26 protein-coding genes are annotated in these 26,538 nt (G+C 73.0%); 10 read left to right on the forward strand and 16 right to left on the reverse strand.

What is annotated here, in order from left to right; genetic code table 11:
* Positions 1–65 precede the first annotated feature (65 nt).
* The 3 genes from AB0A94_RS27905 to AB0A94_RS27915 form a co-directional block, all read right to left on the reverse strand.
* Positions 66–1,523 (reverse strand): penicillin-binding transpeptidase domain-containing protein, encoded by a 1,458-nt coding sequence (locus AB0A94_RS27905; protein WP_361748648.1) that lies wholly within the window; start codon positions 1,521–1,523, stop codon positions 66–68.
* Between the two features lie 258 nt (positions 1,524–1,781).
* Positions 1,782–2,255: a GNAT family N-acetyltransferase gene (locus AB0A94_RS27910; protein ID WP_361748649.1), complete on the reverse strand. Its 474-nt coding sequence runs from the start codon at positions 2,253–2,255 to the stop codon at positions 1,782–1,784.
* A gap of 3 nt (positions 2,256–2,258) precedes the next feature.
* On the reverse strand, positions 2,259–3,032 hold the full coding sequence (locus AB0A94_RS27915; protein WP_030224445.1) for an IclR family transcriptional regulator: 774 nt from the start codon (positions 3,030–3,032) through the stop codon (positions 2,259–2,261).
* 142 nt (positions 3,033–3,174) lie between these two features.
* On the opposite strand from AB0A94_RS27915, the gene AB0A94_RS27920 reads away from it, so the two are divergent.
* On the forward strand, positions 3,175–4,704 hold the full coding sequence (locus tag AB0A94_RS27920; protein ID WP_361748650.1) for an aldehyde dehydrogenase (NADP(+)): 1,530 nt from the start codon (positions 3,175–3,177) through the stop codon (positions 4,702–4,704).
* A 3-nt stretch (positions 4,705–4,707) separates the two neighbouring features.
* On the opposite strand, the gene AB0A94_RS27925 is transcribed toward AB0A94_RS27920, so the two are convergent.
* Together AB0A94_RS27925 and AB0A94_RS27930 are read right to left on the reverse strand one after the other, a co-directional pair.
* Positions 4,708–5,370 carry a response regulator transcription factor gene (locus AB0A94_RS27925; protein ID WP_361748651.1) on the reverse strand — a complete coding sequence of 221 codons (663 nt, stop codon included), beginning with the start codon at positions 5,368–5,370 and terminating at the stop codon, positions 4,708–4,710.
* 90 nt (positions 5,371–5,460) lie between these two features.
* A complete protein-coding gene (locus AB0A94_RS27930; protein ID WP_361748652.1) occupies positions 5,461–7,179 on the reverse strand; it encodes a histidine kinase in 1,719 nt (572 codons plus the stop codon).
* Positions 7,180–7,398: 219 nt separating this feature from the next.
* Between AB0A94_RS27930 and AB0A94_RS27935 the strand changes: the two genes are divergently transcribed.
* From AB0A94_RS27935 to AB0A94_RS27950, 4 genes are all read left to right on the forward strand, one after another.
* On the forward strand, positions 7,399–7,995 hold the full coding sequence (locus AB0A94_RS27935; RefSeq protein ID WP_361748653.1) for a hypothetical protein: 597 nt from the start codon (positions 7,399–7,401) through the stop codon (positions 7,993–7,995).
* Positions 7,996–8,049: 54 nt separating this feature from the next.
* A complete protein-coding gene (locus AB0A94_RS27940) occupies positions 8,050–8,658 on the forward strand; it encodes a DUF1349 domain-containing protein (protein ID WP_361748654.1) in 609 nt (202 codons plus the stop codon).
* A gap of 87 nt (positions 8,659–8,745) precedes the next feature.
* Positions 8,746–9,456, forward strand: a complete 711-nt coding sequence (locus AB0A94_RS27945; RefSeq protein WP_361748655.1) for a DsbA family oxidoreductase — start codon at positions 8,746–8,748, stop codon at positions 9,454–9,456.
* Positions 9,457–9,552: 96 nt separating this feature from the next.
* Entirely contained in the window at positions 9,553–10,605 is a 1,053-nt protein-coding gene (locus AB0A94_RS27950) for an aminotransferase class V-fold PLP-dependent enzyme (protein WP_361748657.1), read from the forward strand.
* A gap of 95 nt (positions 10,606–10,700) precedes the next feature.
* Here AB0A94_RS27950 and thpD read toward each other — a convergent pair whose 3' ends face one another.
* The 5 genes from thpD to AB0A94_RS27975 form a co-directional block, all read right to left on the reverse strand.
* Positions 10,701–11,600, reverse strand: coding sequence for an ectoine hydroxylase (gene thpD, locus AB0A94_RS27955; protein WP_361748658.1), 900 nt, complete (start codon positions 11,598–11,600; stop codon positions 10,701–10,703).
* Between the two features lie 6 nt (positions 11,601–11,606).
* Positions 11,607–12,035 (reverse strand): ectoine synthase, encoded by a 429-nt coding sequence (locus tag AB0A94_RS27960; protein WP_361748659.1) that lies wholly within the window; start codon positions 12,033–12,035, stop codon positions 11,607–11,609.
* 35 nt (positions 12,036–12,070) lie between these two features.
* Positions 12,071–13,342 (reverse strand): diaminobutyrate--2-oxoglutarate transaminase, encoded by a 1,272-nt coding sequence (gene ectB / locus AB0A94_RS27965; protein WP_361748660.1) that lies wholly within the window; start codon positions 13,340–13,342, stop codon positions 12,071–12,073.
* Between the two features lie 78 nt (positions 13,343–13,420).
* Positions 13,421–13,927, reverse strand: coding sequence for a diaminobutyrate acetyltransferase (ectA, locus tag AB0A94_RS27970; protein ID WP_361748662.1), 507 nt, complete (start codon positions 13,925–13,927; stop codon positions 13,421–13,423).
* A gap of 449 nt (positions 13,928–14,376) precedes the next feature.
* Positions 14,377–15,477, reverse strand: coding sequence for an aminotransferase class V-fold PLP-dependent enzyme (locus AB0A94_RS27975; protein WP_361748663.1), 1,101 nt, complete (start codon positions 15,475–15,477; stop codon positions 14,377–14,379).
* Between the two features lie 186 nt (positions 15,478–15,663).
* Here AB0A94_RS27975 and AB0A94_RS27980 point away from each other — a divergent pair, with 186 nt between their 5' ends.
* From AB0A94_RS27980 to AB0A94_RS27995, 4 genes are read left to right on the forward strand one after another with little or no spacing between them, the layout of a single operon-like run.
* Positions 15,664–16,515, forward strand: a complete 852-nt coding sequence (locus AB0A94_RS27980) for an ABC transporter substrate-binding protein (RefSeq protein ID WP_361748665.1) — start codon at positions 15,664–15,666, stop codon at positions 16,513–16,515.
* Between the two features lie 4 nt (positions 16,516–16,519).
* A complete protein-coding gene (locus AB0A94_RS27985; RefSeq protein WP_361748666.1) occupies positions 16,520–17,356 on the forward strand; it encodes an amino acid ABC transporter permease in 837 nt (278 codons plus the stop codon).
* Positions 17,353–18,150, forward strand: coding sequence for an amino acid ABC transporter ATP-binding protein (locus AB0A94_RS27990; protein ID WP_361748668.1), 798 nt, complete (start codon positions 17,353–17,355; stop codon positions 18,148–18,150). The genes AB0A94_RS27985 and AB0A94_RS27990 overlap by 4 nt, the downstream gene beginning before the upstream one ends.
* 21 nt (positions 18,151–18,171) lie before the next feature.
* A complete protein-coding gene (locus tag AB0A94_RS27995; RefSeq protein WP_361748669.1) occupies positions 18,172–19,263 on the forward strand; it encodes an amidohydrolase family protein in 1,092 nt (363 codons plus the stop codon).
* A 159-nt stretch (positions 19,264–19,422) separates the two neighbouring features.
* Here AB0A94_RS27995 and cobC read toward each other — a convergent pair whose 3' ends face one another.
* The 6 genes from cobC to cobM are packed head-to-tail and all read right to left on the reverse strand — an operon-like array spanning position 19,423 to position 25,701.
* Positions 19,423–20,490 (reverse strand): Rv2231c family pyridoxal phosphate-dependent protein CobC, encoded by a 1,068-nt coding sequence (gene cobC, locus AB0A94_RS28000; protein ID WP_361748670.1) that lies wholly within the window; start codon positions 20,488–20,490, stop codon positions 19,423–19,425.
* The gene (locus AB0A94_RS28005) at positions 20,480–21,391 is read right to left on the reverse strand and encodes a sirohydrochlorin chelatase (RefSeq protein WP_361748671.1); all 912 of its coding nucleotides are present in this window, start codon (positions 21,389–21,391) and stop codon (positions 20,480–20,482) included. Before AB0A94_RS28005 ends, cobC begins: the two co-directional genes overlap by 11 nt.
* Positions 21,388–21,975 (reverse strand): precorrin-8X methylmutase, encoded by a 588-nt coding sequence (locus tag AB0A94_RS28010; RefSeq protein WP_361748673.1) that lies wholly within the window; start codon positions 21,973–21,975, stop codon positions 21,388–21,390. The genes AB0A94_RS28005 and AB0A94_RS28010 overlap by 4 nt, the downstream gene beginning before the upstream one ends.
* Positions 21,972–23,654 carry a precorrin-3B C(17)-methyltransferase gene (gene cobJ / locus AB0A94_RS28015; protein ID WP_361748674.1) on the reverse strand — a complete coding sequence of 561 codons (1,683 nt, stop codon included), beginning with the start codon at positions 23,652–23,654 and terminating at the stop codon, positions 21,972–21,974. The genes AB0A94_RS28010 and cobJ overlap by 4 nt, the downstream gene beginning before the upstream one ends.
* Positions 23,651–24,886 (reverse strand): precorrin-6y C5,15-methyltransferase (decarboxylating) subunit CbiE, encoded by a 1,236-nt coding sequence (cbiE, locus tag AB0A94_RS28020; protein ID WP_361748675.1) that lies wholly within the window; start codon positions 24,884–24,886, stop codon positions 23,651–23,653. Before cbiE ends, cobJ begins: the two co-directional genes overlap by 4 nt.
* On the reverse strand, positions 24,883–25,701 hold the full coding sequence (gene cobM, locus AB0A94_RS28025) for a precorrin-4 C(11)-methyltransferase (protein WP_361748676.1): 819 nt from the start codon (positions 25,699–25,701) through the stop codon (positions 24,883–24,885). Before cobM ends, cbiE begins: the two co-directional genes overlap by 4 nt.
* Before the next feature lie 95 nt (positions 25,702–25,796).
* On the opposite strand from cobM, the gene AB0A94_RS28030 reads away from it, so the two are divergent.
* Positions 25,797–26,525, forward strand: a complete 729-nt coding sequence (locus AB0A94_RS28030; RefSeq protein WP_361748677.1) for a ZIP family metal transporter — start codon at positions 25,797–25,799, stop codon at positions 26,523–26,525.
* Positions 26,526–26,538 lie beyond the last annotated feature (13 nt).

The raw sequence follows: 26,538 nt of genomic DNA on the forward strand, positions 1-26,538 counted from the left end.
ACGGGCCGCCCCCGGGGGAGGGGGCGGCCCGTCGTCCGTACGGACGGCCTTCCGGCCGGGAGGGTTCAGTCCCGCAGCGCCGCCTCCATCGCCGCCTTGGCGACCGGGGCCGCCAGGCCGTTGCCGCTGACCTCCGAGCGGGCCGCGTCGGACTGCTCCACCACGACCGCCACGGCGACCTCCTCGCCCGAGGAGTCCGACTTCGCGTACGAGGTGAACCAGGCGTACGGCGTCTCGCTGTTGTTCTCGCCGTGCTGCGCGGTGCCCGTCTTGCCGCCCACGGTGGCGCCGGAGATCCGCGCGTTCGACCCCGTGCCCTCCTCGACGACCGTCTCCATCGCCGACCGGAGCTGCTCGGCGGTCGAGGCGCTGACGATCCGTTCCGTCCCGGCCTCGTCCTCGTAGTCCTTCAGCACGTCCCCGCCGCTGTCGGTGACGCGGCTGACCATGTGCGGCGACACCAGCTCCCCGCCGTTGGCCATCGCCGCCGACACCATCGCCATCTGCAGCGGCGTCGCGGTCACGTCGAACTGGCCGATCCCGGTGAGCGCGGTCTGCGACGGCACCATGTCCGAGGGGTACACGCTGGTGTGGGCGCGCACCGGCACGTCCTGCGTCCCGTCGTTGAAGCCGAACCTCTCGGCCATCGCCCGCACCTTGTCCTGCCCCAGGGTGACGGCCGTCTTCGCGAAGACGTTGTTGCAGGAGTACTGCAGCGCGACCCGGATCGAGGCGTCCTCACAGGGCGCGTCCGGGTTCTCGTTGGTGAGGTCGGTGACCGTGCCCGGCAGCGTGTACGGGTCGGGGCTGTCGGTCTCCTCGTCCACCGACGCGTACAGCCCGTCCTCCAGCGCGGCTGCCGCGACGACCAGCTTGAACGTCGAGCCCGGCGGCAGCGGCTGGCGCAGCGCCCGGTTGGTGAGCGGCTTGTCCGGGTCCGCGGTGAGCTCCTTCCACGCCTCGCCCGCGGTGTTGGCGTCGGTCAGCGACGCCGGGTCGTACGACGGGGTCGACACCACCGCGAGGATCCGGCCGGTCTTCGGGTCGATCGCGACCGCCGCGCCCTTCTCGTCGCCGAGCGCCTCGTACGCCGCCTTCTGCACCGCCGGATCGATGGTCGTCACCACGTTGCCCGGCTCGGCGCGCCGGCCGGTGACGGTGTCCGTCACCGTCTTCAGCCGGGGATCCGTGCCGTTGAGCAGATCCTGGTAGATGCCCTCCAGCTGCGTCGGCGCGTACGCCTGCGAGGCGTAGCCCGTCACCGCCGCGTACAGCGGGCCGTTCTCGTACGTGCGCTTGTACGCGAGGTCGCCCCCTTCCGTCCGCGCCGAGCCGGTGATCGACTCACCGGCCACGACGATGTTCCCGAGCGGCTCCGCGTACGTCTCGATCGCGTTGCGCCGGTTGTCACTGCTGTCCGCGAGCGCCCGGCCCTCGTAGAACTGCACCCAGGTCGCCCTGACCAGCAGGGCGAACACCAGGAGCAGGATGAAGACGGAGGCACGCCTGATCGTCCTGTTCATTCCGCTCGGACAGACGAACGGCAGGCGCCGGATCGTTCCCTACCGCCCGGTTTCTCATCGGGTGTTCAGAAAGCCGGTCCCGCGCCGGGCACGGGGGCACACGCCGCGCGGCGGCCTGCGGGAGCGGAAAGAGCGGACCGGCGGTGGCGCGGCGGCCGGGGCGGGTGTCCGCGACGCGTCCTCGGCCTCGCGCGCGGCCGCCCGACGCCACCTCCCGCGCGGCGACGATCCGCCTCCGCCACGCGGGGGAGGGCCGCGTCAGCCTCCCAGCGTGAGCACGAGCTCCTCGATCTCCGCACCCCGCGCGGGCGCGTACGCCGTGGCCCGCGCGCGGACCTCGAAGCCGCACCGCTCCAGCACCCGCCGCGACCCGGCGTTGTCGGCGGCCACGCGCGCGTACAGCGGGCGTTCGCCCACCTCCGTCAGCAGCCCGCGCAGCGCGGCGGTGGCGATGCCCTCGCCCCAGTGGGCGCGGTCGACCCAGTACGTCACCTCGCGCTCGCCCGGCTCCCCGTACACCGCCGCGTGCCCCACCACGTCGCCGTCGCCCAGGACCGTGCGCACCACGGTCCCCGGCGAGCTGCGGACGCGCGCCCAGTGGGCGTCGAAGCCGGTCCGGTCGGCGGGGTCCTCGGGGGTGAAGGCCGCCATGCGCAGCGCCTCCGGGTCGTTCAGCTGCCGGTAGAAGACCGGCAGGTCGCTGTCGTGCACCGGCCGCAGGGCGATGTCCACGGGTCAGAGCCTCCGGGTGGCCAGGGTCAGCCGGTCGCGGGCGTCGAACAGGGCGTCCTTGACCATCTGCTCGTGCGCGGGCGTGAGTCGCGCCACCGGCACCGAGCAGCTGATCGCGTCCCGCGCGGGGGTGCGGTACGGGATCGCCACACCGAAGCAGCGCAGCCCCAGCGTGTTCTCCTCGCGGTCCACGGCGAAGCCCTGCTCCCGCACCAGGTGCAGCTCCTCGATGAGCTTCTCCCGGTCCGTGATGGTGTGCTCGGTCAGCGCGGGCAGCGTCTCCGGGAGCATCTTGCGCACCTGCTCGTCCGGGTACGTGCTCAGCAGCGCCTTGCCCAGCGACGTCGAGTGCGCGGGCAGCCGGCGGCCGACCCGGGTGAACGGGCGCAGGTAGTGCTGCGACTGGCGGGTGGCGAGGTAGACCACGTTGGTGCCGTCGAGCCGGGCGAGGTGGATGGTCTCCGTGGTGTCGTCGGAGAGCCGGTCCAGGGTGGGGCGGGCCGCCGCGACGACCTCGTCGCCGTCGATGTACGACGTGCCCACCAGCAGCGCCCGCACGCCGATGCCGTACCGCGTGCCCGTCGCGTCCGTCTCCACCCAGCCGAGGTCCACCAGGGTGCGCAGCAGCATGTAGAGGCTCGACTTGGGGTAGCCGACGGCCTCCTGGACCGCCGCCAGGGAGTGCATACCGGGGCGCCCGGCGAAGTATTCGAGCAGTTCAACGGTCCGCACCGCGGACTTGACCTGTGCCCCGCCGCCCGTCTCGCCAGCCGACATCGCCCTTGACCCCTTCGTTCGCCTGGAAATAGTCTCCGAAGCACATTCACCGACAGAGACAGCGTTCAGTATATCGAACAACCCTGGTGGATGACGTACATCCTGCGGCATTGCATGCGGCAATCAAGTGGAGGGACCCGCGGTGGCAGCAGCACCAGTCTGGAGTGTCGACCCCCGAACCGGGAAGCAGCGTGAACAGGTTGCGGTGGAGGCCACGGGCCAGGAGGTCGACGCCGCCGTCCGCGCCGCGCACGACGCGCGCGGCGCGCTGACGGACCGCACCGTCCGCGCGGCCTTCCTGCGCACGGCCGCCGACGAGCTCGAAGCGGCCAGGGAGCAGCTCGTCGAGGCCGCCGACGCGGAGACCGCGCTCGGCCCGGTCCGGCTCACCGGAGAACTCGCCCGCACCTGCTACCAGCTGCGGGCCTTCGCCGACATCGTCGAGGAGGGCGCCTTCCTCGACGTCGTCATCAACCACCCCGACGACACCGCGACCCCGCCCGTCCCGGACCTGCGCCGCTACAAGATCCCGCTGGGCGTCGTCGCCGTCTACTCGGCGTCCAACTTCCCCTTCGCCTTCTCCGTGGCGGGCGGCGACACCGCGAGCGCGCTCGCGGCCGGCTGCCCGGTCGTCGTCAAGGCCCACCCGGACCACCCCGGGCTGTCCGAGCTGGTCGCCGCGGTGCTGCGCCGGGCCGCCGCCCGGCACGACGTCCCCGAGGGCGTGCTCGGCCTGGTGCACGGCTTCGAGGCCGGCATCGAACTCATCGAGCACCCGCTGGTCTCGGCGGCCGGTTTCACCGGATCGATCCGCGGGGGCCGCGCCCTCTTCGACGCGGCCGCCGCCCGGCCCGTCCCGATCCCGTTCCACGGTGAGCTGGGCTCCCTGAACCCGGTCGTCGTCACCGAGGCCGCCGCCGCCGAGCGCGGCGAGGCCATCGGCGCCGGGCTCGCCGGTTCGATGACGCTGGGCGTCGGCCAGTTCTGCGTGAAGCCGGGCCTCGTCCTCGCGCCGGCCGGCGCGGCCGGTGACGCGCTGGTCAAGTCGCTGACGGACGCCGTCAGCGACACCGACGCCGGCGTCCTGCTCGACCACCGCATGCGCGACAACTTCGTCGCCGGGGTCGCCGAGCGCGCCCAGCTGCCCGACGTGGAGTCCCCGGTGACCCCGGGCGCGGGCGGCGAGCACACGGTCAGCGCGGGCTTCCTCACCGTCCCGGCGAGCCGGCTGGCCCAGGAGGGCGAGCACGACCTGCTGCTCGAGGAGTGCTTCGGGCCGGTCACCGTCGTGGCCCGCTACGAGGACGACGCCGAGGTGCGGGGTGTGCTGTCGCGGCTGCCGGGCAACCTCACGGCGACCGTGCAGCTGTCCGCCGAGGAGGCGGCGGGGGAGGGCCGCGGGGCGGAGCTGGTGCAGGAGCTGACGCCGCTGGCCGGACGGGTCCTGGTCAACGGCTGGCCGACGGGTGTCGCGGTCGCCCCGGCCCAGCACCACGGAGGGCCGTACCCGGCGACCACGTCGACGTCCACGTCGGTGGGCGGCACGGCCATCGAGCGGTGGCTGCGGCCGGTCGTCTACCAGGGGACGCCCGAGGCCCTGCTGCCCGCGGAACTCAGGGACGACAACCCGCTGGGGCTGCCCCGGAGGTTCAACGGCAGGCTGGAGCGCTGAGCTTCACCCCGCGCTCGGCTCCAGGCCCGCGTCGCGGGCCAGGAGCGCCGCCTGCACCCTGTTGTCGCAGTCGAGCTTGGTCAGGATGCGGCTGACGTACGTCTTCACCGTGGCCTCGCTCATGTGCAGGCGGGCGCCGGCGTCCGCGTTGGACAGGCCCTCGCCGAGCAGGGCCAGCACCTCGCGTTCGCGTGCCGTCAGCCCGGCCAGGCGGCGCCGCGCCTCCTCGCCGCGCACGGTGGCGGCGGGGGAGGCGAGGGAGTCCACCACGTGCCGGGTGGCGGCCGGGGACAGGTAGGCGTTGCCGGCCGCCGCCGCGCGGACCGCGTGGATCAGCTCCTGCGGCGCGGAGTCCTTCAGCAGGAAGCCCGCGCTGCCGTGGCCGAGCGCCCGCAGGACGTTGTCGCGCTCCCCGAACGTGGTCAGGATCAGCACGCGCACCCCCGGCGCGGCGCGGCCCAGCTCGGCCAGGGCGGTCAGCCCGTCCATCACGGGCATCTGGATGTCCAGCAGGGCCACGTCGACCGCGGTGCTGCGGGCGGTCTCCACCGCCTCCCGGCCGTCCCGGGCCTCGGCCACGACGTCGATGTCGTCGGCCGAGGTGAGGATCATCCTGATGCCGGCCCTGATGAGTGGCTCGTCGTCGGCGACGAGGACCCGGATCACGCGGCCTCCTGCGCGGTGTCGGTGTGACAGGCGGATGGTGGAGCCCGCCCATCATGCCCGATCCGGTCGCGGTCGCGGCCACGGACCGCGTCAGGCCTCGTACGTGTAGGACTCCTTGGAGGACAGCTTCCCATCGCGGAAGCAGAACCGGTAGACGATGTCCTTCTCGTCGTCCACGAAGTGCTCGCAGTCGGCGTCCGCGGGCAGCGGCGGGCCGTCCTTCTCCACGCCGTCGGTGAGCAGGGAGCCGCCTTCCGGGAACTTCTTCCGGAGGTCCGCCTCGTCGTCGCCGACCCGGGCCGACTCGTACACGCTCGCCGAGATGACGCCCTTCTCCACCTCGTCGATCAGTTTCGACACCCCCCACACCAGGAGGACGCCGGCGCCCACGACGAGGACCACGGAGATGAGGGCGCATCCCAGGGCGGCGTTCTTCTTCCTGCTCATGATGGTGGTGAACTCCTTCTGCGGATCGGTGCGTTCGATGACGTCACCACCGTCCCCCGCGGAGCCCTCGTCGATCTGCCCCCGGAAGTCGTCGTCCGCCGCGACCGAAGTCGCGCCGTCCGGACGGGACCGCCGCTCGCCGTCGCCGTACGGCAGCACACCGGCGAGCCGGAAACCCCCGTCGGGGGTGGGGCCGGTGTGCACCATGCCGCCGACCAGCCGGGCCCGCTCCCGCAGACCCGTGAGCCCCTGGCCGCCGCTGATCGCGGGCGGCCCGGCCGGCGCCCCGGCCGGCACCGGCCCGTTGGCCACCTCGACCACCAGGCTGTCCGGTTCGTAGCGCAGCGCCACGGTGATCGGGGCGCCCGGCGCGTGCTTGTGCGCGTTGGTCAGGCCCTCCTGGGCGATGCGGTACGCCGCGCGGTCGGCGGCGGGTGCGAGGGCCCGCTCGGTGCCGGACCGGTGCAGTTCCACCGTCGCGCCCGTGGCCCGCGACGACGCGACCAGCTTGTCGACGGAGGCCGCCGTGCGGTCCGCCGAAGGCCCGGCCTCCTCCGGGCCGGGCACGGACGCCTCCCCGTCGTCCCGCAGGATGCCCACCGCCTCGCGCAGCTCCCGCATCGCCGACCTGGAGGCCTCCCGGAGGATGCCCACCCCTTCCCGCTGGCGGCCGTTCAGCTCCGGGTCCACCTCCAGCGCCCCGGTGTGCACGGCGATCAGGGCGAGCTGGTGGCCGAGGCTGTCGTGCATGTCCTGGGCGATGCGCTGCCGTTCCAGCAGCCGGGCCTGTCGCGCCACCATCGCCTGTTCGCGCACCAGTTGGGCGTTGTGCCGTTGCAGGGCGTCGAGCAGGGCGTGGCGCTGGGCGCGGTACCGGGAGGCGAGCCCCGGCACGACCGCCAGCACCAGGAACGGGCTCCCGCCCAGCACGGCCGTCATCAGCAGCGACATCCCGAGCGCGTCGTCGCCCGCGGTGGTGACGGCGAGGACGAGGTGGAGCGCGAGCCCGGCCGCGTACGCGGCCAGCGCGCGCGCCGGGCGCTCGATGCGGCTGCCCGCCGACCAGCTGGCGCAGATCAGCAGCGCGAACGTACCGACGACCGCTCCGGCCAGGGCCGACGAGACCATCAGCACCGTCGCCGGCAGGGCGCGGCGGGCCAGGGACAGTACGGCGATGAGCAGGGCCAGGGCGCCGCCCCGCGCCACGGATCCGGTCTCCGTCGTGTAGAGGAGGCCCGCGATCCCGGAGAGCGTCACGGCGAGTACGGCCTCCCCGGCGATCCGCTTGCGGGGCCAGGGGGAGGCGGCGGCGAGCCGGGAACGGAGCGGCAGGCCGGCGCGGGGTGTTTCTGCTACGTCCACGCGCAGACGATAGAGGGCCGCCCCCGGACGCCCGCATCCCCCCTTCGGCGCGGCCTCGGACGACGAAAGTGGACTCCCGGTTGCCAAGGGGCCTGTCCTCTTTGGTCGTTGCCGGTGACGACTTACGGAGACTGCTCCGGGGCGGGGCACACGGCGACGATGGCTCCGCCGGACGCACACGGGCGACGGCGCGGGACCGACGACTCGGGGAGCGGAACAGTGGACAGTGCGAAGCAGTGGACCGGCGGACGTTTCACCGTCCGGCAGGAGACCGCCCTCACGACCGAGCGGTACACCGTGAGGGAGTCGCTGCCGGACGGTTCCGACGGCGGGATCCTCGCCTTCGCCGAGCTGAAGCGGTTCTCGCTCAAGGAGGAGGTGACCTTCTACGCCGACGAGTCCAGGACGCGGGTCTCCTTCACCGTCAAGGAGCGCAGCCTCTCCGACATCGACGACGGCTACGACGTGCGGGACGCGGAAGGCAACCCCATCGGCGCGTTCGAGGAGAAGGCCCTCGCCTCCCTGCTGCGCTCGACGTGGGTTCTGGACCAGCCGGGCTCACCCGCGGCGGTCGGACGGGAGCGCAACCGGTTCGTGGCCGTGCTCCGCCGCGTCTGGGACTTCCTGCCGCTGGACCTGGTGCCGTTCCTCTGGCCGTACCACTTCGACTTCGAGACGGACGGCAAGCCGGTGATGAAGGTCGACAAGAAGTTCGGGCTGCGCGACCGCTATGTGGTGGACGTGATCGCGCCCGGTCTGGACCCGCGCCTCGCCATCGCCCAGGCCGTCGCCCTGGACACGTTCCAGGATCGCTGACCGGGACCACCCCCCGGGCCCCCGGCACCGGGCCCGGCCTGGAAGACTCCCGCCATGGACCTGGTCATACCCGAACTGCCCTTCCCCCTGCGCACCTACGGCCCCGACGGCCACTGGTCCCACGAGGACGGCGTCCTCACCGGATGGGCCGGACCCCGGCAGGACCGTTTCGTGCCGCCCACCGACGAGGCCCTGGACCCCGCCTCCGACGCACCGCGCCTGCTGGGCGCGCCCGAGGGCGACTTCCAGCTGATCGCCCGCGTCACGGTCGGCTTCGCCGCATCCTTCGACGCCGGCGTCCTCTACGTCCACGTGGGCGAGCGGGCGTGGGCCAAGCTCTGCCTGGAGTACTCGCCGGCCGTGCCCACCGTCTGCACGGTGGTCACCCGGGGGCACTCCGACGACGTCAACTCCTTCACCGTCGACGGCAGTTCCGTCTGGCTCCGGGTGAGCCGCACCGGTCGTGCCTTCGCCTTCCACGCCTCCCGGGACGGCGAGCGCTGGACCTTCGTCCGCCTCTTCACCCTCGGCGACGAGAAGGAGACCGGGGCCGCGCTGGTCGGCTTCATGACCCAGTCGCCGATGGGAGAGGGCTGTGTGGTGACGTACGACCACCTCGAGTACCGGCCCCACTGGCCGCGTGATCTGCGGGACGGCAGCTGAGGGAAGGGAATGAGGGCGGCTCGTTGAATGTTCACGTAGTCGCCGGAGGGAGTCTCCGTACCCGTACGAGCTGGAGTGCCGATCACGATGCGCGTCGAAATCTGGTCCGATATCGCCTGCCCCTGGTGCTATGTCGGAAAGGCCCGTTTCGAGAAGGCGCTGGCCGCCTTCCCGCACCGTGAGCAGGTCGAGGTCGTGCACCGTTCCTTCGAGCTGGACCCGGGTCGCGCCAAGGACGACGTCCAGCCGGTCATCTCGATGCTCACCAGGAAGTACGGCATGAGCGAGGCGCAGGCCGAGGCAGGCGAGGACAACCTGGGCACCCAGGCCGCCGCCGAGGGCCTGCCCTACCGCACCCGGGGCCGCGACCACGGCAGCACCTTCGACATGCACCGCCTGCTGCACTTCGCCCGCGAGCAGGGCCGCCAGGTCGAGCTGCTCGACCTGCTGTACCGGGCGAACTTCGCCGAGGAGCGGTCCGTCTTCGGCGACGACGAACGGCTCGTCGAGCTCGCCGGGGCGGCCGGTCTCGACGCCGACGCGGTGCGCGAGGTGCTCGCCGACCCGGAGGCGTACGCCGACGAGGTGCGCGCCGACGAGCGCGAGGCCGCCCAGCTCGGTGCGAACGGTGTGCCGTTCTTCGTGCTGGACCGCACGTACGGTGTCTCCGGCGCCCAGCCGGCCGAGGTGTTCACCCGGGCGCTGACGCAGGCCTGGGGCGAGCGCTCGCCGCTGCGGCTGATCGACGGCGACGCGGAGGCGTGCGGCCCGGACGGATGCGCGGTGCCGCAGCAGTAGAACGCGCAGGTCAGCGCGTACGCATAAGCCTTCCTTTGTGATATCGCACAGAACTCGGCAATGGACGGGGAGGTCCTCGGGCCGCAGAGTGGTTCCATGGAGACCTTCGAGAACCTCGTCCGCGCCGAGTTCACCCCGAAGAACACCTACCTGAACACCGCGAGCAGCGCCCTCCTGCCCGCCCGTACCGTGGCCGCGCTCCAGGACGCCGCGCGGCTGCGCGCCGAGGGCCGTGCGCTGGATCCGCTGTTCGCCGACGTCGAGGCGTGCCGGGCCGCGTACGCCCGGCTGGCCGGCGTCCCGGCCGAGCGGGTGGCGGCCGGGGCCACGGTCGCCCTGCACTCCTCACTGGTCGCGGCCTCGCTGCCGCCGGGCGCCGAAGTCCTCACTGTGGAGGGTGACTTCACCTCCGTACTGAACCCCTTCCACACGCGCGGCGACCTCAAGGTGCGGGCCGTGCCGTTGGAGCGGCTCGCCGAATCCGTCCGGCCCGGCACCGGGCTGGTCGCGGTCAGCGCCGTGCAGTCCGCCGACGGCCGGATCGCCGACCTCGCGGCGCTGCGTGAGGCGGCCCGGGACCACGGGGCGCGCACCTACGTCGACTTCTCCCAGGCGGCCGGCTGGCTTCCGGTGGCGGCCGACGCGTACGACTACAGCGTCTCCATCACCTTCAAGTGGCTGCTCGGCCCGCACGGCGCGGCCTTCCTCGTCGTCCCCGAGGACTTCGGTGATCTGACGCCGGTGCAGGCGGGCTGGGTCGCGGGGGAGAGCCCGTGGGACAGCTGCTACGGACCCGTCACCGAACTCGCCCACTCCGCCCGGCGGTTCGACACCAGCCCCGCCCTGCTGGACTACGCGGGGCTGCGGGCCTCCCTCGGACTCGTCGAGGAGATCGGCGTGGACGTCATCCGCGCCCACGATCTGGCCCTCGCCGACCGCTTCCGCGCGGGGCTCGCCGGCCTGGGCCACACGCCCGTGCCCGCACCCGGCTCGCCGATCGTGTCCGTGCCCGGACTGGGCCGTCTGCAGCCGGAGCTGGCCGAGGCGGGCGTCCAGGTGTCGAACCGCGCGGGCAATCTGCGGGCGTCCTTCCACCTCTACAACACGGCCGCCGACGTGGACCGGCTGCTGGACGCGCTGTCCGGCTGACCCCGGGCGGACACACGGGCACACGGGCACACGGCAGCGGGCCGGTGCCTCCCTGTCCCACACGAGGAGGCCCGGCCCGCAGTCCTGCGGTGCGCCTACTTCACCGGGGTGAAGTCCCGCGCTCCAATGAACTCCGGCCGCCGGATCGGTGCCGCGAACGGCTCGACCGCCGTGTTCTCCACGCTGTTGAAGACGATGAACACGTTGCTGCGCGGGAACGGCGTGATGTTGTCGCCCGAGCCGTGCATGCAGTTGCAGTCGAACCAGGTCGCCGAGCCGGCCTTGCCGGTGAACAGCTTGATGCCGTACTCCGACGCCATCCTCGTCAGCGCCTCGTCGGACGGCGTCCCCGCGTCCTGCATCTGCAGGGACTTCTTGTAGTTGTCCTTCGGCGTGGCCCCCGCGCACCCGAGGAACGTCTTGTGCGACCCCGGCATGATCATGAGACCGCCGTTGGTGTCGTGGTTCTCGGTGAGCGCGATCGAGACCGAGATGGTGCGCATGTTCGGCAGGCCGTCCTCGGCGTGCCAGGTCTCGAAGTCGGAGTGCCAGTAGAAGCCGCTGGCCCCGAAGCCCGGCTTGACGTTGATCCGCGACTGGTGGACGTAGACGTCCGAGCCGAGGATCTGCCGGGCCCGCCCGACCACCCGCTCGTCGCGCACCAGGTTCGCGAAGACCTCGCTGATCCGGTGCACCTCGAAGACGGACCGGATCTCCTTGGACCGCGGCTCCACGATCGAGCGCTCGTCCTCGCGGATCGCCGGGTCGGTGATGAGCCGCTCCAGCTCCCGCTGGTAGACGCCGACCTCGTCCGGTCCGATGAGCTGGTCGACGGCGAGGAAGCCGTCACGCTCCAGGGCCTCCAGGTCACCGGCCGAGACGGGACCGGGCGTGTCCGGGCCGCCCCACACCACCGGGTCCTGCCGGGGCGTCGCCACCTCGGTGGCGCCGCGGGTGGGGTAGAGGTCGGTGACGTTCGTGGTCGTGGTGGTCACGGTGACTCACACCTCCTCGGTGAGCTGGGGGTCCCCCCAGGCTTCAGGCTCTGGGGGAGGGTAGACGCCGTTCTCGTCGTGGTCCTCCCGTCCGGTGACGGGCGGGTTGAAGACACAGATGCAGTGGAAGTCCTCCTTGACCTTGAGCGTGTGCCGCTCGTGGCCGTCCAGGAGGTACATGGTGCCGGGCGTGATGGTGTACGTCCGCCCGGTCTCGCGGTCGGTCAGTTCGGCCTCGCCCCGGGTGCAGACGACGGCCTCGATGTGGTTCGCGTACCACATCGACGTCTCCGTGCCCGCGTACAGGATCGTCTCGTGCAGGGAGAAGCCGACCTTCTCCTTGGCGAGGACGATGCGCTTGCTCTCCCAGGTGCCGGACGCCGATTTCACGTGCCGGTCGGTGCCTTCGAGCTCCTTGAACGAACGGACGATCACGGTGTTGCGATGCCTCCTCGGCTCGGATGTGTGCTTCAGGCGGTTTCCCGGACGGCGCGGGCGAGGGTGGTGAGACCCTCGTCCAGTTCGTCCGGGGTGATGGTCAGGGACGGCAGCAGCTTGACGACCTCGCTCTCGGGGCCGGACGTCTCGATGAGCAGCCCCAGCTCGAAGGCGCGTTTGGCGATGCGGCCAGCGCGCTCCTTGTCGTGGAACTCCAGGCCCCACACCAGGCCGCGGCCGCGGTACTCCTTGACGTCGGCGGGGTTCTCCTCGGTGATGGCGACCAGCGCCCGCTCGACCTGCTCGCCGCGCGTACGGGTCTGCTTCTCCATCGCGGAGCCGTCGGCCCAGTACGCCTCCAGGGCGGCGGTGGCCGTGACGAAGGCGGGGTTGTTGCCGCGGAAGGTGCCGTTGTGCTCGCCCGGCTCCCAGACGTCCAGTTCGGGCTTGAACAGGGTGAGCGCCATCGGCAGCCCGTAGCCGCTGATCGACTTGGAGACGGTGACGATGTCGGGCGTGATGCCGGCCTCCTCGAAGGAGAAGAAGGCACCGGTGCGGCCGCAGCCCATCTGGATGTCGTCGACGATCAGCAGCATGTCCTGGCGCTCGCACAGGTCGGCCAGGGCGCGCAGCCACTCGGGCCGGGCGACGTTGATGCCGCCCTCGCCCTGCACGGTCTCGACGATCACGGCGGCGGGCTTGTTGAGTCCGGAGCCCTGGTCCTCGAGCAGCCGCTCGAACCACAGGAAGTCCTCGACCTTGCCGTCGAAGTAGTTGTCGAAGGGCATCGGCGTGCCGTGCACCAGCGGGATGCCGGCGCCGGCCCGCTTGAAGGCGTTGCCGGTCACGGCGAGCGAGCCCAGCGACATGCCGTGGAAGGCGTTGGTGAACGACACGATCGCCTCGCGCCCCTTCACCTTCCGGGCCAGCTTCAGCGCGGACTCCACGGCGTTGGTGCCCGTCGGGCCCGGGAACATGACCTTGTACGGCAGGTCGCGCGGGCGCAGGACGTAGTTCTGGAAGGACTCCAGGAACGCGCGTTTGGCCGTCGTCGACATGTCGAGGCCGTGGGTGACGCCGTCGCGCTCCAGGTAGTCGATCAGGGCCCGTTTCAGCACGGGGTTGTTGTGCCCGTAGTTGAGCGAGCCGGCTCCGGCGAAGAAGTCGAGGTACTCGTGGCCGTCCTCGTCGTACATGCGGCTGCCGTGCGCACGGTCGAAGACGGTGGGCCAGCCGCGGCAGTAGCTGCGCACCTCGGACTCGAGGGTCTCGAAGACACTGAGGTCGGGCTGGGTGATGGTCACGACGAATCGCTCCTCGGTGGCGTGGGAGGTCAGAGGGAGTCGGAAGAAGTCGGAAGATCAGGGGTGCGGGCCGCGCGGTCAGCGGGTGAGCGGCCCGATGCGGTACAGCACCTCGGGGTCGTGCGGTCCGTCGGGGAACCGGCCGGCGTCGAACAGCACCTCGCGCTCCAGCAGGGCGCCGTGACGCTCCGCGAACGCGGTGAACAGGCGCTCGGACGCGGTGTTCCCCGGGGCGATGGTGGTCTCCACGGTGTCCACCGCGTGCTCCTCGGCGGTCCGGGCGGCCAGTCCGTCGAGCATCGCCGCGGCGAGGCCGCGGCCTCGGTAGGACGCGTCGACCGCGACCTGCCAGACGAGCAGGGTGCGCGGGCTGTCCGGCCGCAGGTATCCGCTGACGAAGCCGATCGGCTCTCCGCGCTCGTCGCGAGCGACGGCCGAGGTGGCGGCGAAGTCACGGCACCACAGCAGATAGCTGTACGACGAGTTCAGGTCGAGGACCTTCGAGTCCCTGGCTATCCGCCACAGCACGGCTCCGTCCGCCACGGTGGGGCGGTCGATTTGCAGGTCTGTTTGTGCGGCAGTCATGCGAATTGAACTTACCCAGGTAAATTCAAAATTGCATCGTCTGCCGGGGTTACGTGCCGGCTTGGTCTGTGTTATCGCGCGGGCAGGCGGGTCCGCGCGAGAACTCGACGAGATGCACCGTTTGTCCTGGTGGATAAGGCGCAAATCGTGCGCACTGTGGAACCGGTCACAACTGCGTAACTCCCGAAACGCCTTACTTCCCGTTCACGAAATCGTGGCGTTTAGGGTCGAGGAAAGCGGGCAGAAGAAGACGGGAAGCTACTCCGTGGAATAATCGAAAAATAAGCGAAAGAATGCCGCTGAACAATTCCGGAATCAGTGTTCTCCGTCAGTCCGTCCGGCATTCGGGGGCGAGGCCCGAAGGGCCGGCGGGAATCCGGGGGCGCGGCCCCCGGGGACGGGAAGGCGAAGGAGCGGCGGGGGCGGGGAACCGCACCCCCGCCCAGGGCTCAGCGCCAGGCCTTCCCGGCCGCGCTCAACGCCGCCGGCAGGTCCACGGCCGCACCCGCCTCCACCAGAGCGGTCCCCAGCCCCGTCAGACACGCCCGCACCGCCCCCGGCGTCGCCTCGGGGCCGTAGTGGTTGACCCGGATCATCTCCTGGGCGAGCGCGCCCCCGCCCGCGGCCAGCGGAAGGGCCGGGTCGGCGGCCAGGGCGCGGGCGACCAGGTCCGCGGCCACCGTGCCGGACGGGGCCCGCAGGGTCGTGGCGACGGGCGCCGCCTCCGCCGCGTCACGGACGTACGGTTCCAGCCCCCCGCCCAGCGCGAGCGCACCCGCGCGGGTGGCCGCCGCGGCAGCCGCGTGCCGGGCCATCACGGCGTCCAACCCCGCCGCCTCGATCCGCTCCACGCACGCCTCGAGTGCCAGCATCTCCAGCTGCGCAGGAGCGTGCAGCAGCGCCTTGCGGCCGCCGTCGATCCAGCGTTCCTTCCAGTCCAGCAGCGACAGGTACGAGCGGCGCGGCGCCCGCGGGTTCGCCGCCATCCGCTCCCACGCCCGCTCGCTCACCGACACCGCCGAGACCCCGGCCGGACCGCCCATCGCCTTCTGCGCCCCGATCACGCACAGGTCCACGCCCCACGCGTCCGGCAGCACCGGCTCCGCCCCGATCGACGCCACCGCGTCCAGGTAGAACAGCGCCCCGTGCGCCCGCACCACCTCGCCGATCTCCGCGACCGGGTTGGTGTTCCCGGTCGCCGCCTCCGCGTGCACCAGGGACACGAAGTCGATCTCCGGGTGCTCCGCGAAGGCGGCCCGGACCTGCTCGGCCGTCACCGCCGTGTGGAACGGCACCGCCAGATCGATCACGGTGGCGCCGCAGTCCCGCAGCCAGTCGCCGAAGGTCTGCCCGTAGGGGCCGGTGATGACGTTCAGCGCGGTCGTGCCGGGACCGGCCGTCGCGCGGATCGCGCCCTCCAGCGGCAGCAGGGCCTCACCCTGCATGATCACGACGTCCTGCCCGGTGCCCAGCAGCCGTGCCACCCGGTCCTCGATCGAGGCGAAGCGCGCGGCGCCCAGCGGGGGCAGATCGAGGAGGAGGTGGGTCACGGCGGTGCTCTCTTTACTTCGCGACTGCGCGGGTACGTACGACGAAGTCGAGGGTAAACCTTCGCCCGGGGTGCGGCCCGACCGCAGGGTTCCCAGGCCGCACGGCCCCGCGACCATCGGTTTGGTTTGAGGCACTCAAACCTCTCCTTATAATCGGAACTCACAGTTCCCTGACAGGAGGCTCCCGTGAAGACGCTCCTCGGCCGCCGGACCCGTGTGCTGGCCGCCACCACCGCGACGGCCGGGCTGGTCCTCCTGTCCGCCTGCACCTCCAGCGACGACGGAGGCAGCGGCTCGAAGACCGCCGCCGGCGGGGTCGAACTCGTCAAGGGAGGGCAGCTCACCACCTGCACCCACCTCCCGTACCCGCCCTTCCAGTCGGAGATCGACGGCAAGGTGCAGGGCTTCGACGTCGCGCTGATCGACCTGGTCGCCGACGACCTGGGCGTGCGGCAGGAGATCCTCGACACGCCCTTCGAGAACTTCAAGACCGGCGCCTTCCTCAACTCCGGCGAGTGCGACCTGGCCGCGGCCGGCATGACCATCACCGAGGAGCGGAAGAAGAACGTCGACTTCTCCGACCCGTACTTCAACGCCACCCAGGCCGTCCTCGTCGACAAGAAGAGCGGCGTCACCTCCCTCGCCGACGTGAAGTCGAAGAACGTCAAGCTGGGCGCCCAGGCGCAGACCACCGGCGAGGACTACGTCAAGGGGCAGGGCTTCGACCCGGTCTCCTTCGAGTCCTCCGACGCCGTCCTCAACGGCCTGCGCACCGGCCAGGTCAAGGCCGTCGTCATCGACTACCCGGTCGTCCAGGGCTGGCTGAAGGACAAGGCCAACGCCGACGCCTTCGAGGTCGCCGAGCAGATCGACACCGGCGAGCAGTACGGCTTCACGGTGAAGAAGGGCAACACGGCACTGCGCGAGGCCGTCGACAAGGCGCTCGCCGACGCCAAGGCCGACGGCACCTACAAGAAGCTCTACGAGCAGTGGATCGGCCCGTACGACGAGTCCGCCGCCTCGCCGGCCGCGTCCTGATCCCATGACCGACACGGAGAAGCAGCGACTCCAGCCGAAGAAGAAGGGCCTGACCCGGCGCCAGAAGCGCAGCCTGTCGCGCGGCATCCAGTACGCCGTCTTCGTCGCGGCCGTGATCGCCTTCGCGGTCGCGGCCGACTGGGACCGGCTGCAGAACCAGTTCGCGCAGGCCGACATCGCCGAGCGGATGTTCCCCGAGGTCATCACCCTGGCGCTGAAGAACACCGTGCTCTACACGGTCACCGGCTTCGCCGTCGGACTCGCCCTCGGCATGGTGATCGCGCTGATGCGGCTGTCGTCCGTCGGGCCCTACCGCTGGCTGGCCGGCATCTACATCGAGATCTTCCGCGGCCTGCCCGCCCTGCTGATCTTCATCTTCATCGGCGTCGCCGTACCGCTCGCCTTCCCCGGCACGGAGATCATCGGCGGCACCTACGGCAAGGTCGCCCTCGCGCTCGGCCTGGTGGCCGCCGCGTACATGGCGGAGACGATCCGGGCCGGCATCCAGGCCGTGCCCAAGGGACAGCTGGAGGCGGCCCGTTCGCTGGGCTTCTCGCCCGCCCGGGCCATGGTCTCCATCATCATCCCGCAGGCCTTCCGGATCATCCTCCCGCCGCTCACCAACGAACTCGTCCTGCTCTTCAAGGACTCCTCGCTGGTGCTGTTCCTCGGCGTCACCCTCGAGGAACGCGAACTCTCCAAGTACGGTCGCGACCTCGCCAGCCAGACCGCCAACTCCACCCCCATCCTGGTGGCCGGGCTGTGCTACCTGCTGATCACCATCCCGCTCGGCTTCGTCGTGCGCCGCATGGAGGCCAAGGCCCAGGAGGCCGTCAAATGACCCCGAGCCGGCCGGAGATCCGCGTCAGCGGTCTGCACAAGTCCTTCGGCGACAACCAGGTGCTGCGCGGCATCGACCTGGAGATCGGCCAGGGCGAGGTCGTCTGCGTGATCGGCCCGTCCGGGTCGGGCAAGTCGACCCTGCTGCGGTGCGTGAACCTCCTGGAGGAGCCCACCGAGGGCCAGGTCTTCGTCGGCGGCACCGAACTCACCGACCCGGACGTCGACATCGACGCCGTACGCCGCCGCATCGGCATGGTCTTCCAGCAGTTCAACCTCTTCCCGCACCTCACGGTGACCGAGAACCTCACGCTGCCGCAGCGCAGGGTGCTGGGACGGGACAAGGCGCAGGCGGCGAAGGTGGCCGCCGAGAACCTCCGGCGGGTCGGGCTGGCCGAGAAGGCCGACGCCTACCCGTCCTCCCTCTCCGGCGGCCAGCAGCAGCGCGTCGCCATCGCCCGCGCGCTGGCCATGGGCCCCGAGGTGATGCTGTTCGACGAGCCGACCTCGGCCCTCGACCCCGAGCTGGTCGGCGACGTCCTCGCCGTCATGCGGATGCTCGCGGACGAGGGCATGACGATGATGGTCGTCACCCACGAGATGACCTTCGCCCGCGAGGTCGCCGACCGGGTCGTCTTCATGGACGGCGGAGTGATCGTCGAGGACGGCACCCCCGAGCAGGTCATCGGCCGCCCCCGGCACGAACGCACCCGCCACTTCCTTTCCCGCCTCCTCGACCCCGCCATGGCGGACGTGGAGGAGGAGACCTCGGACCAGGTGGGCGGGCCCGGGTAGCGTCTCACTAGGGTGCCGGATATGAGCGAACGAGCGGTGCTGCACGTGAAGGGGCGGATCCTCGTCGGCCCGGACGAGGTCCGCGACGAACTGTGGGTCGTCGACGGGCGGATCTCCTACGACCGTCCCGCCGGCGCCCGCGACATCCGCGCCGTCACCGGCTGGGCACTGCCCGGCCTGGTCGACGCCCACTGCCACGTGGGCCTCGACCGGCACGGCGCGGTCCCCGCGGACGTCGCCGAGAAGCAGGCGCTCACCGACCGCGACGCCGGCGCCCTGCTGCTGCGCGACGCGGGCTCGCCCTCCGACACCCGCTGGATCGACGGCCGCGACGACCTCCCGAAGATCATCCGGGCCGGCCGGCACATCGCCCGCACCCGCCGCTACATCCGGAACTACGCCTGGGAGGTCGAACCCGACGACCTCGCCGCGTACGTCGCCCAGGAGGCCCGGCGCGGCGACGGCTGGGTGAAGCTGGTCGGCGACTGGATCGACCGCGACCTGGGCGACCTGTCCGCCTGCTGGCCGCGCGGCGCCGTCGAGGCGGCCATCGCCGAGGCGCACCGGCTGGGCGCCCGCGTCACCGCGCACTGCTTCGCCGAGGACTCCCTGCGGGACCTGGTCGAGGCCGGCATCGACTGCGTCGAGCACGCCACGGGCCTCACCGACGACACCATCCCCCTCTTCGCCGAACGGGGCGTCGCGATCGTCCCCACCCTCGTCAACATCGCCACCTTCCCGGCACTCGCCGACGGCGGCGAGTCCAGGTTCCCCCGCTGGTCGGCCCATATGCGCCGGCTCCACGCACGCCGCTACGACACCGTGCGCTCCGCCTACGACGCCGGCGTCCCGGTGTTCGTCGGCACGGACGCCGGCGGCACCCTCCCGCACGGCCTGGCGGCCGAGGAGGTCGCGGAACTGGCCAAGGCCGGCATTCCGCCGGTCGAGGCGCTGGCCGCCGGGACCTGGGCGGCCCGCGCCTGGCTGGGCCGCCCCGGCCTGGAGGAGGGCGCCCCGGCGGACCTGGTGGTCTACGACTCCGACCCGCGCGCGGACGTCCGCGTGCTGACGGATCCGCGCCGGGTGGTGCTCAACGGGCGCGTGGTCGGATAGGGCGGGCGCCGTGCCCCGGAACCGGAACCGTGGTGGGCGCACGATCGCTCGTCCCCGCCCCTCGGACGCCGGGCGCTGAAACCAGCCCCTCCAGCGTCCGAGGGGCGGGGTCCGGGGCGGAGCCCCGGGTTCGGGACGGGAAGGGGCGGCGGGGGCGGATCAGGCTGCTCCCAGCACCTGCCCCAGCGCGCCCAGGAACCCGTCCACCGTCCCCCGGTCCCGCACCGCCAGCCGCAGCCACTCCTCGCCCAGCCCCGGGAACGTGTCCCCGCGGCGCACCGCGTAGCCGAGAACGCGCAACCGTCGCCGTACCGCCGCCGCGTGCGGCAGCCGGACCAGGACGAAGGGCCCCTCGGCGGGCTCCACGACCCGCAGCCCGTGGCCGGCGAACTCCCGCAGCCCCGCCACCAGATGCGCGCGGTCCGCCGCGACGAGGCGGGCCGCGCCGGCCGCCTCCGCGAGTGCCGCCGCCCCCACGCACGCCTCCGCCGCCGCCAGCGCCGGCGTGGACACCGGCCACAGCGGCTGCGCCCGCTCCAGGTCCGCGACGGTCTCCGGGGCCGCCAGGACGTAGCCGACGCGCAGCCCCGCGAGGCCCCACGTCTTGGTGAGGCTGCGCAGGACGACGAGACCGGGGACGTCCGTCCGCCCGGCCAGCGCCTCGCGCTCGCCCGGCACCGCGTCCATGAACGCCTCGTCCACCACCAGTGTCCGCCCGGGGCGGGCCAGCCCGGCGACGGCGGCGGCCGGGTGCAGCACCGACGTCGGGTTCGTCGGGTTGCCGATCACCACCAGGTCCGCGTCCTCCGGCACCGCCGCCGGGTCCAGCCGGAAGCCGTCCGCCTCCCGCAGCAGCACCCGGTCCACCGTGTGCCCGGCGTCCCGCAGCGCCGCCTCCGGCTCGGTGAACTGCGGATGCACCACCACCGGCCGCCGCACCTTCAGCGCCCGCGCCAGCAGCACGAACGCCTCCGCCGCCCCGGCCGTCAGCAGCACCCGCTCCACCGGCAGCCCGTGCCGCGCCGCCACCGCCGCCCGCGCGGCCCGCCCGTCCGGGTAGGCGGCGAGCCCCGACAGCGACCCGGCGATGTGCTCCCGCAGCCACCCCGGAGGCGTGTCCGCGCGGACGTTCACCGCGAGGTCGACCAGCGCGGAGCCGTCGTCGCGGACCTCGGCGTCCCCGTGGTGGCGCAGATCGTGCCCGCCGTCCGCCGGCTCAGTGCGCATGGGAGTGCGCGTGGCCGTGGCCGTGCCCGTGATGGTGGTGGCCGTCGTCGTCCGGGTGGAAGTGCGGCTGCTGCGGCTGCCCCACCTTGTCCTCGAAGCCGGGCAGCGCGATCCGGTACACGCACGAGTCGCAGTTCATCCGCAGATCACCCTTCACCGCCTCCTCGTACCGCTCCCACACCAGATCCAGCAGCTCCGGCTCGGGCCCGATGACGTCCGCGGAGCGCACCTCCGTCCCCGGGTGCGCCGCCGCCCACTCCTCGGTCTGCTGCCGCACCCGGTCCGGCAGGATCCCGGTGAACAGGAAGTACGGCAGGACCACGACCCTGCGCGCCCCCAGCCGCGCGCAGCGGTCCAGGCCGCCCGGCACGTCCGGCGCCGCCAGCGACACGAACGCCGTCTCCACGCCCGCGTACCCGCGCCCCTCCCACAGCAGCCGCGCCGCCTTGAACACCTCGGCGTTGGCGTCCGGGTCCGTCGACCCGCGCCCCACCAGGAGCACGGTCACCTCGGCGGGGTCCCAGGAGGGGTCGACCGCCTCCGCCAGCCGCCGCTCCAGCACGCTCAGCAGCACGGGGTGCGGGCCCAGCGGACGGCCGTAGGTGTACGAGATCCCGGGGTGCCGTTCCTTCTCGCGGGCCAGCGCGGCCGGGATGTCCCCCTTGGCGTGCCCGGCGGACACCAGCATCAGCGGCACGGCGGCGAACCGCCGCGCCCCCCGCTCCACCAGCTCGGCGACGGCCTCGCCCAGCGGCGGCGGGGACAGCTCGATGAAGCCGCCCGCGACGGGCAGCCCGGGGTGGCGGCGCCCCAGCTCCCGCACGAAGTCACGGAACGCCTCCGCTCCGGCGTCGTCCCGGGTGCCGTGGCCGGCGATGAGCAGGGCGGGCGGGGTGGTCACAGGTTCTCCTCGGTCGAAAGGGGGTGGTACAGCAGGGCGTTGAGCGCGGCGGCGGCGACCGCCGACCCGCCCTTCTCGGACACGTTGCTCACGGCGGGCAGCCCGCTCTCCCGCAACGCGGCCTTGGACTCGGCCGCCCCGACGAAACCGACGGGCAGCCCGATGACGAGCGCGGGGGATGCGTCCAGGGTCAGCAGTTCCTCCAGGGCGGTCGGCGCGCAGCCGATCACCCACAGGGCGCCGGGCCCGACCTCCTCGTACGCCAGCCGCACGGCGTGCGCCGAACGCGTCAGCCCCGGCCCGGACTTCGCGTCCCTCAGCCGGCACACGGTCTCCCGCCGGGTGATCCCGGCCGCGACCATCTCCACGTCCGCCACGACCGGCGCCCCGGCGTGCAGCGCGGCGTGCGCCTTGGCCAACTCGCCCTCGTCCATGACGAGGTCGGAGGCGTACTCCAGGTCGGCCGCGGAGTGGATGACCCGCTCCACGACCGCCCGGGTCAGCGGCGGGAAGTGCGAGGTGTCCAGACGGGCCCGCAGCCGCCGGAAGGACTCCTGCTCGATGGGGTGCACCACGCGGTTCACCGCGCCTCCTCCTGCCAGCGGTAGCCACGCGGGGTGACCATGCGCCCCGCGATCTCACGGGTCGCCGTGTTGCCCACGGTCACGACCGTCATCATGTCGACCGTCGCCGGGTCCAGCGCGGCCAGCGTGGTCAGCCGGCTCGACTCGTCGGCGCGGGACGCGTTGCGCACCACCCCGACCGGCGTCGCCGGCGCCCGGTGCTCCGCGAGGATCGCGAGCGCCTTCGGCAGCTGCCAGTCACGGCCCCGGCTGCGCGGGTTGTAGAACGTCACCACGAGGTCCGCCTCGGCCGCCGCCCGCACCCGCCGCTCGATGACCTCCCACGGCGTGTGCAGGTCGGACAGGCTGATCGACACGTGGTCGTGGCCCAGCGGCGCCCCCAGGACCGCCCCGGCCGCCAGCGCCGCCGTCACCCCGGGCACCCCGACCACGTCGATGTCGTCGGACGCCTCCGCGAGCGCCGGGGACGCCATGGCGTACACCCCGGCGTCCCCGCTGCCGATCAGCGCGACCGCCTGCCCGCGCCGGGCCTCGGCGACGGCCGTGCGGGCCCGCTCCTCCTCCGCCCCGAGCCCCGACTCCAGCACCCGTGTGCCCGGCCGCAGCAGATCGCGGATCTGGTCGACGTACTGGTCGAGCCCCACCAGCACGGAGGCGCGCCGCAGTTCGGCCTTCGCCCGCGGGGTGAGCAGGTCCCGGGCACCCGGCCCCAGCCCCACCACCGCGAGCCGCCCGCGCCCCGGCCGCCGTACGACGGCACAGGTCGCCATCGCGGGCCGCGCCGCCGACTTCCGCTTGGGCACGAGCAGTTCGCCGCCGCCCACCAGCGCGGCGGCCTCCGCGACCGACGGGGTGCCGACGGCGGCCAGCGGCGCGTCCGACGGGTTGGGCACCTCGACCCGCGCCAGCTCCTCGGCCGCGTACGTCACCAGCGGCACCCCGAGCCGCCGGGCCGCCGCCACGATGCCGGGCTCGTCGGCCTTGGCGTCCACGGTGGCCAGCCCGGCGACCGACGCCGCCGACAGTCCCGCCTCGCGCAGGGCGTCCTCGACCAGACCGAGCACCTCGTCCGCGGGGGCGCCCTTCGAGGCGCCGACGCCGACGACGAGCGTGGGCGGCCGCAGCACCGCCTCCCGCTCGCCCGGCTCGACCAGCCGGTCCGTGACCCGGATCGTGTACGCCCCCGCGTCCGCGACCGGCAACGGCGGCAGCGGCCAGGCCACCTCGGCGCGCAGCGCCACCGCCTCGCCGTCCAGCAGGGCCCGCGACACGGCGGCGACGTTCCCCTCCACCGGCAGACCGAGGGTGTCCAGACCCGGCAGACCGGCCGCGTCGGTCGCCGTCGTCACCACCGGCTCGGCGCCCAGCACCTCGCCGACCGCGCGGGCCAGCTCGTTCGCCCCGCCGCCGTGCCCGCCGACCAGCGACACCGCGAACCGTCCGCCCTCGTCGACGCAGACCACACCCGGGTCGCTCGCCTTGTCGTCCAGCAGCGGTGCCACCAGCCGCACCACGGCCCCCGTGGCGAGGAAGCACACGAGCTGCTCGCACTCGGCGAACGCGGCCCGTACGGCGTCCGGCACGGGACCCTCGTACACACGCGTGCGGTCCGGCCACACGGCGGCCAGCCGGTCCCGCGCGGCCGCTCCGGCGGCGGTGGCGGAGATGAGGCCGATCACTCGTCGACTCCTTCTTTGTGCGCCGGGAGCCTGACGCCCCACAGCAGGAAAACGGGATTGGTCGCCGCCAGCCGGGTCACGTCCCCGGGCAGCGGCGCGAGCCGCGACGACTGCACCAGCACGCCGTCGCAGGAGAAACCGGCGTCCGTCAGCGCCGCACGGGCCGCCGGCACCCGGTCGAGGGCCGCCATGGCGACCACCACGGTCCGCCGGGCCCGCCGCGCGCACGCCGTGACGACGGCCGGCAGCTCCCGCCCGCCCCCGCCGACGAACACCGCGTCGGGTTCCTCGTCGAGACCGGCCAGCACGTCCGGCGCCGCCCCGTGCACCACGCGCACGTCGACCCCGTGCGCGGCGGCGTTGGCGCGGACCCGCTCCACCCCGTCCGCCGCCTTCTCGACGGCGGTGACGGCGGCCCCCAGCCGCGCGCACTCCACGGCCACGGACCCCGACCCCGCGCCGACGTCCCACACCAGCTCACCGGGGCGCGGCCCGAGCCGGGCCAGGGCCAGGGCCCGCACCTCGAACTTGGTGATCATGGAGTCGCGGTGGTCGAACTCCGCCTCGTCCAGCGCCCAGCCGGCGGGCCGCCCCACGCCGCCCGCGACGGTCCGCACGGGCCCGAGCGCCCGCGCCTCGTCCAGGCACAGCACCACGTTCACCGCCGCACCCCAGTCCCGCGCGGCGGCCTCGGCGGGCGTCACCCGCTCCACCCGCTCCTCCGCGGAACCGAGCGCGGAGGCGACGACCAGCACGCGCCCGGTGTCCCGCAGCGCCGCCCCCAGCTCGGCCGGACCCGCCCCGGGACCCGTCAGCACGGCGACCTTCGGATGCGCCCGGCACAGGTTCACCGCCGTACGCGGATCCCGCCCGTGCGCGCTGACCACCACGGCGTCGTCCCACGTCAGTCCGGTCCGCGCGAACGCGGCGGACACGGAGGAGACCCCGGGCCGCACGTCGAGCCGCTCCGGCCCGAACCGCTCGGCCAGCGCCCGCACGATCCCGAAGAACCCGGGGTCCCCGGAGGCCAGCACCACCACCGGCCGCTCCTCGGCGACGTACTTCCCCACGGTGTCGAGCGCGGGCGCCAGCGGCCCGAGCACGACCCGCTCGGCCCCCGCCGGCAGCCGTACGGCGTCCAGGTGCCGCCGCCCGCCGACGACCAGTTCCGCCCCCGCCGTCACCTCGTCGCCGACCGGCGCCCCGGCCCCCATCCCGACGACGGTGATCACGTGCTCGCACCCCGCGAACGCAACGCCCGGCGCGCCTCGGGATCGGCCTTGCGGAAACCGTGGAAGTGACCCGGGTGGTACAGGTGCGAGCGGGTGCCGTGCGCGCCGAGGGCCGGACCGACCAGGAACAGCGTGTGCTTCCACAGCTTGTGCTCCTTGACCGTCTCCTCCAGCGTGCCGATCGTGCACTTCACGACCAGCTCCTCCGGCCAGGTCGCCTGGTACGCGACGACGACCGGCGTGGACGTCGGATAGCCGCCCTCCAGCAGCTCCCGCACCAGCTGCCCGCTGCGGGCGGCCGACAGGAAGACAGCCATGGTGGTGCCGTGCCGCGCGAACTCACGGACCTCCTCACCCGGCGGCATCGGCGTCTTGCCGCCGCCGAGCCGGGTCAGCACGACCGACTGCGCCACCTCGGGAATGGTCAGCTCGCGCTGCGCGAGCGCCGCGACGGCCGAGAAGGACGACACCCCGGGCACGATCTCCGTCGCGATGCCGAGCTCCGCGCACCGGTCGACCTGCTCCTGCGTCCCGCCCCACAGCGCGGGGTCGCCCGAATGGATCCGCGCGACCCTCAGCCCCTCCGCGCGGGCCCGCTCGTAGACGGCCACGACGTCCTCCAGGGACATCGTCGCCGAGTCGAGGATCTCCGCGCCCTCCCGAGCGTGCTGGAGGACCTCCTCCTGCACCAGGCTGGCGGCCCAGATCACGACATCGGCCTCGGCGATGGCGCGGGCGGCGCGGAACGTCAGCAGATCGGCGGCGCCGGGCCCGGCCCCGACGAAGGTCACCTTGCCGGTGGGGGCGTCGGCCATGGGAATGGGTCCTCTCCTGTGGGTGGTCAAAGTCGGTGGGCGGTGAGCGGCTGTCACGCGTGCGCGACCGGCCGCCGATCGGATACGAAGAACCCATGGCGGTCCTCGTCGCGCTCGGCGCGTTCCTGATGACGCTGGCCGGCGGCTGGGCGGCGCACCGCGTGACCGACCGCCGCCACCTGGTGCTGGGCCTGGCCGGCGGCCTGATGCTCGGCGTCGTCGGCCTCGAACTCCTCCCGGAGTCCCTGGAGGCGGCCGGCACCGAGGTGTACGGCGTCCCCGCGGCCCTGCTGTTCTTCGTCGCCGGTTTCCTGCTGGCCCATCTGGTGGAACGCCTGCTGGCCCACCGGCAGGCCGCGCACGGCGCCGAGGAGCGGAACGGCCGCACGCCCGAGGTGGGCCTCACCGCCGCCGCCGCGATGGTCGGCCACAGCGCCATGGACGGCGTGGCGATCGGCGCGGCCTTCCAGGTCGGCGGCGGCATGGGCGCCGCCGTCGCGGTGGCCGTGGTCGCCCACGACTTCGCGGACGGCTTCAACACGTACACGCTCACGCGCGTCTACGGCAACGCCCGCCGCCGCGCGCTGACGATGCTGTTCGCGGACGCGGCGGCACCGGTCGCCGGCGCGGCGTCGACGCTGTTCTTCACCCTCCCGGAACCGCTGCTCGGCGGCTACCTCGGCCTGTTCGGCGGGGCCCTGCTCTACCTCGCGGCGGCCGAGATCCTGCCCGAGGCCCACCACGCACACCCGGCCCGCTCCACCCTGCTGTGCACGATCGCGGGCGCGCTGTTCGTCTGGCTGGTGGTGGGCGCCGCGCACTGAGCACCGCCTGCCC

It is taken from the genome of Streptomyces sp. NPDC044984 (genome assembly GCF_040646935.1).
GTDB lineage: Bacteria > Actinomycetota > Actinomycetes > Streptomycetales > Streptomycetaceae > Streptomyces.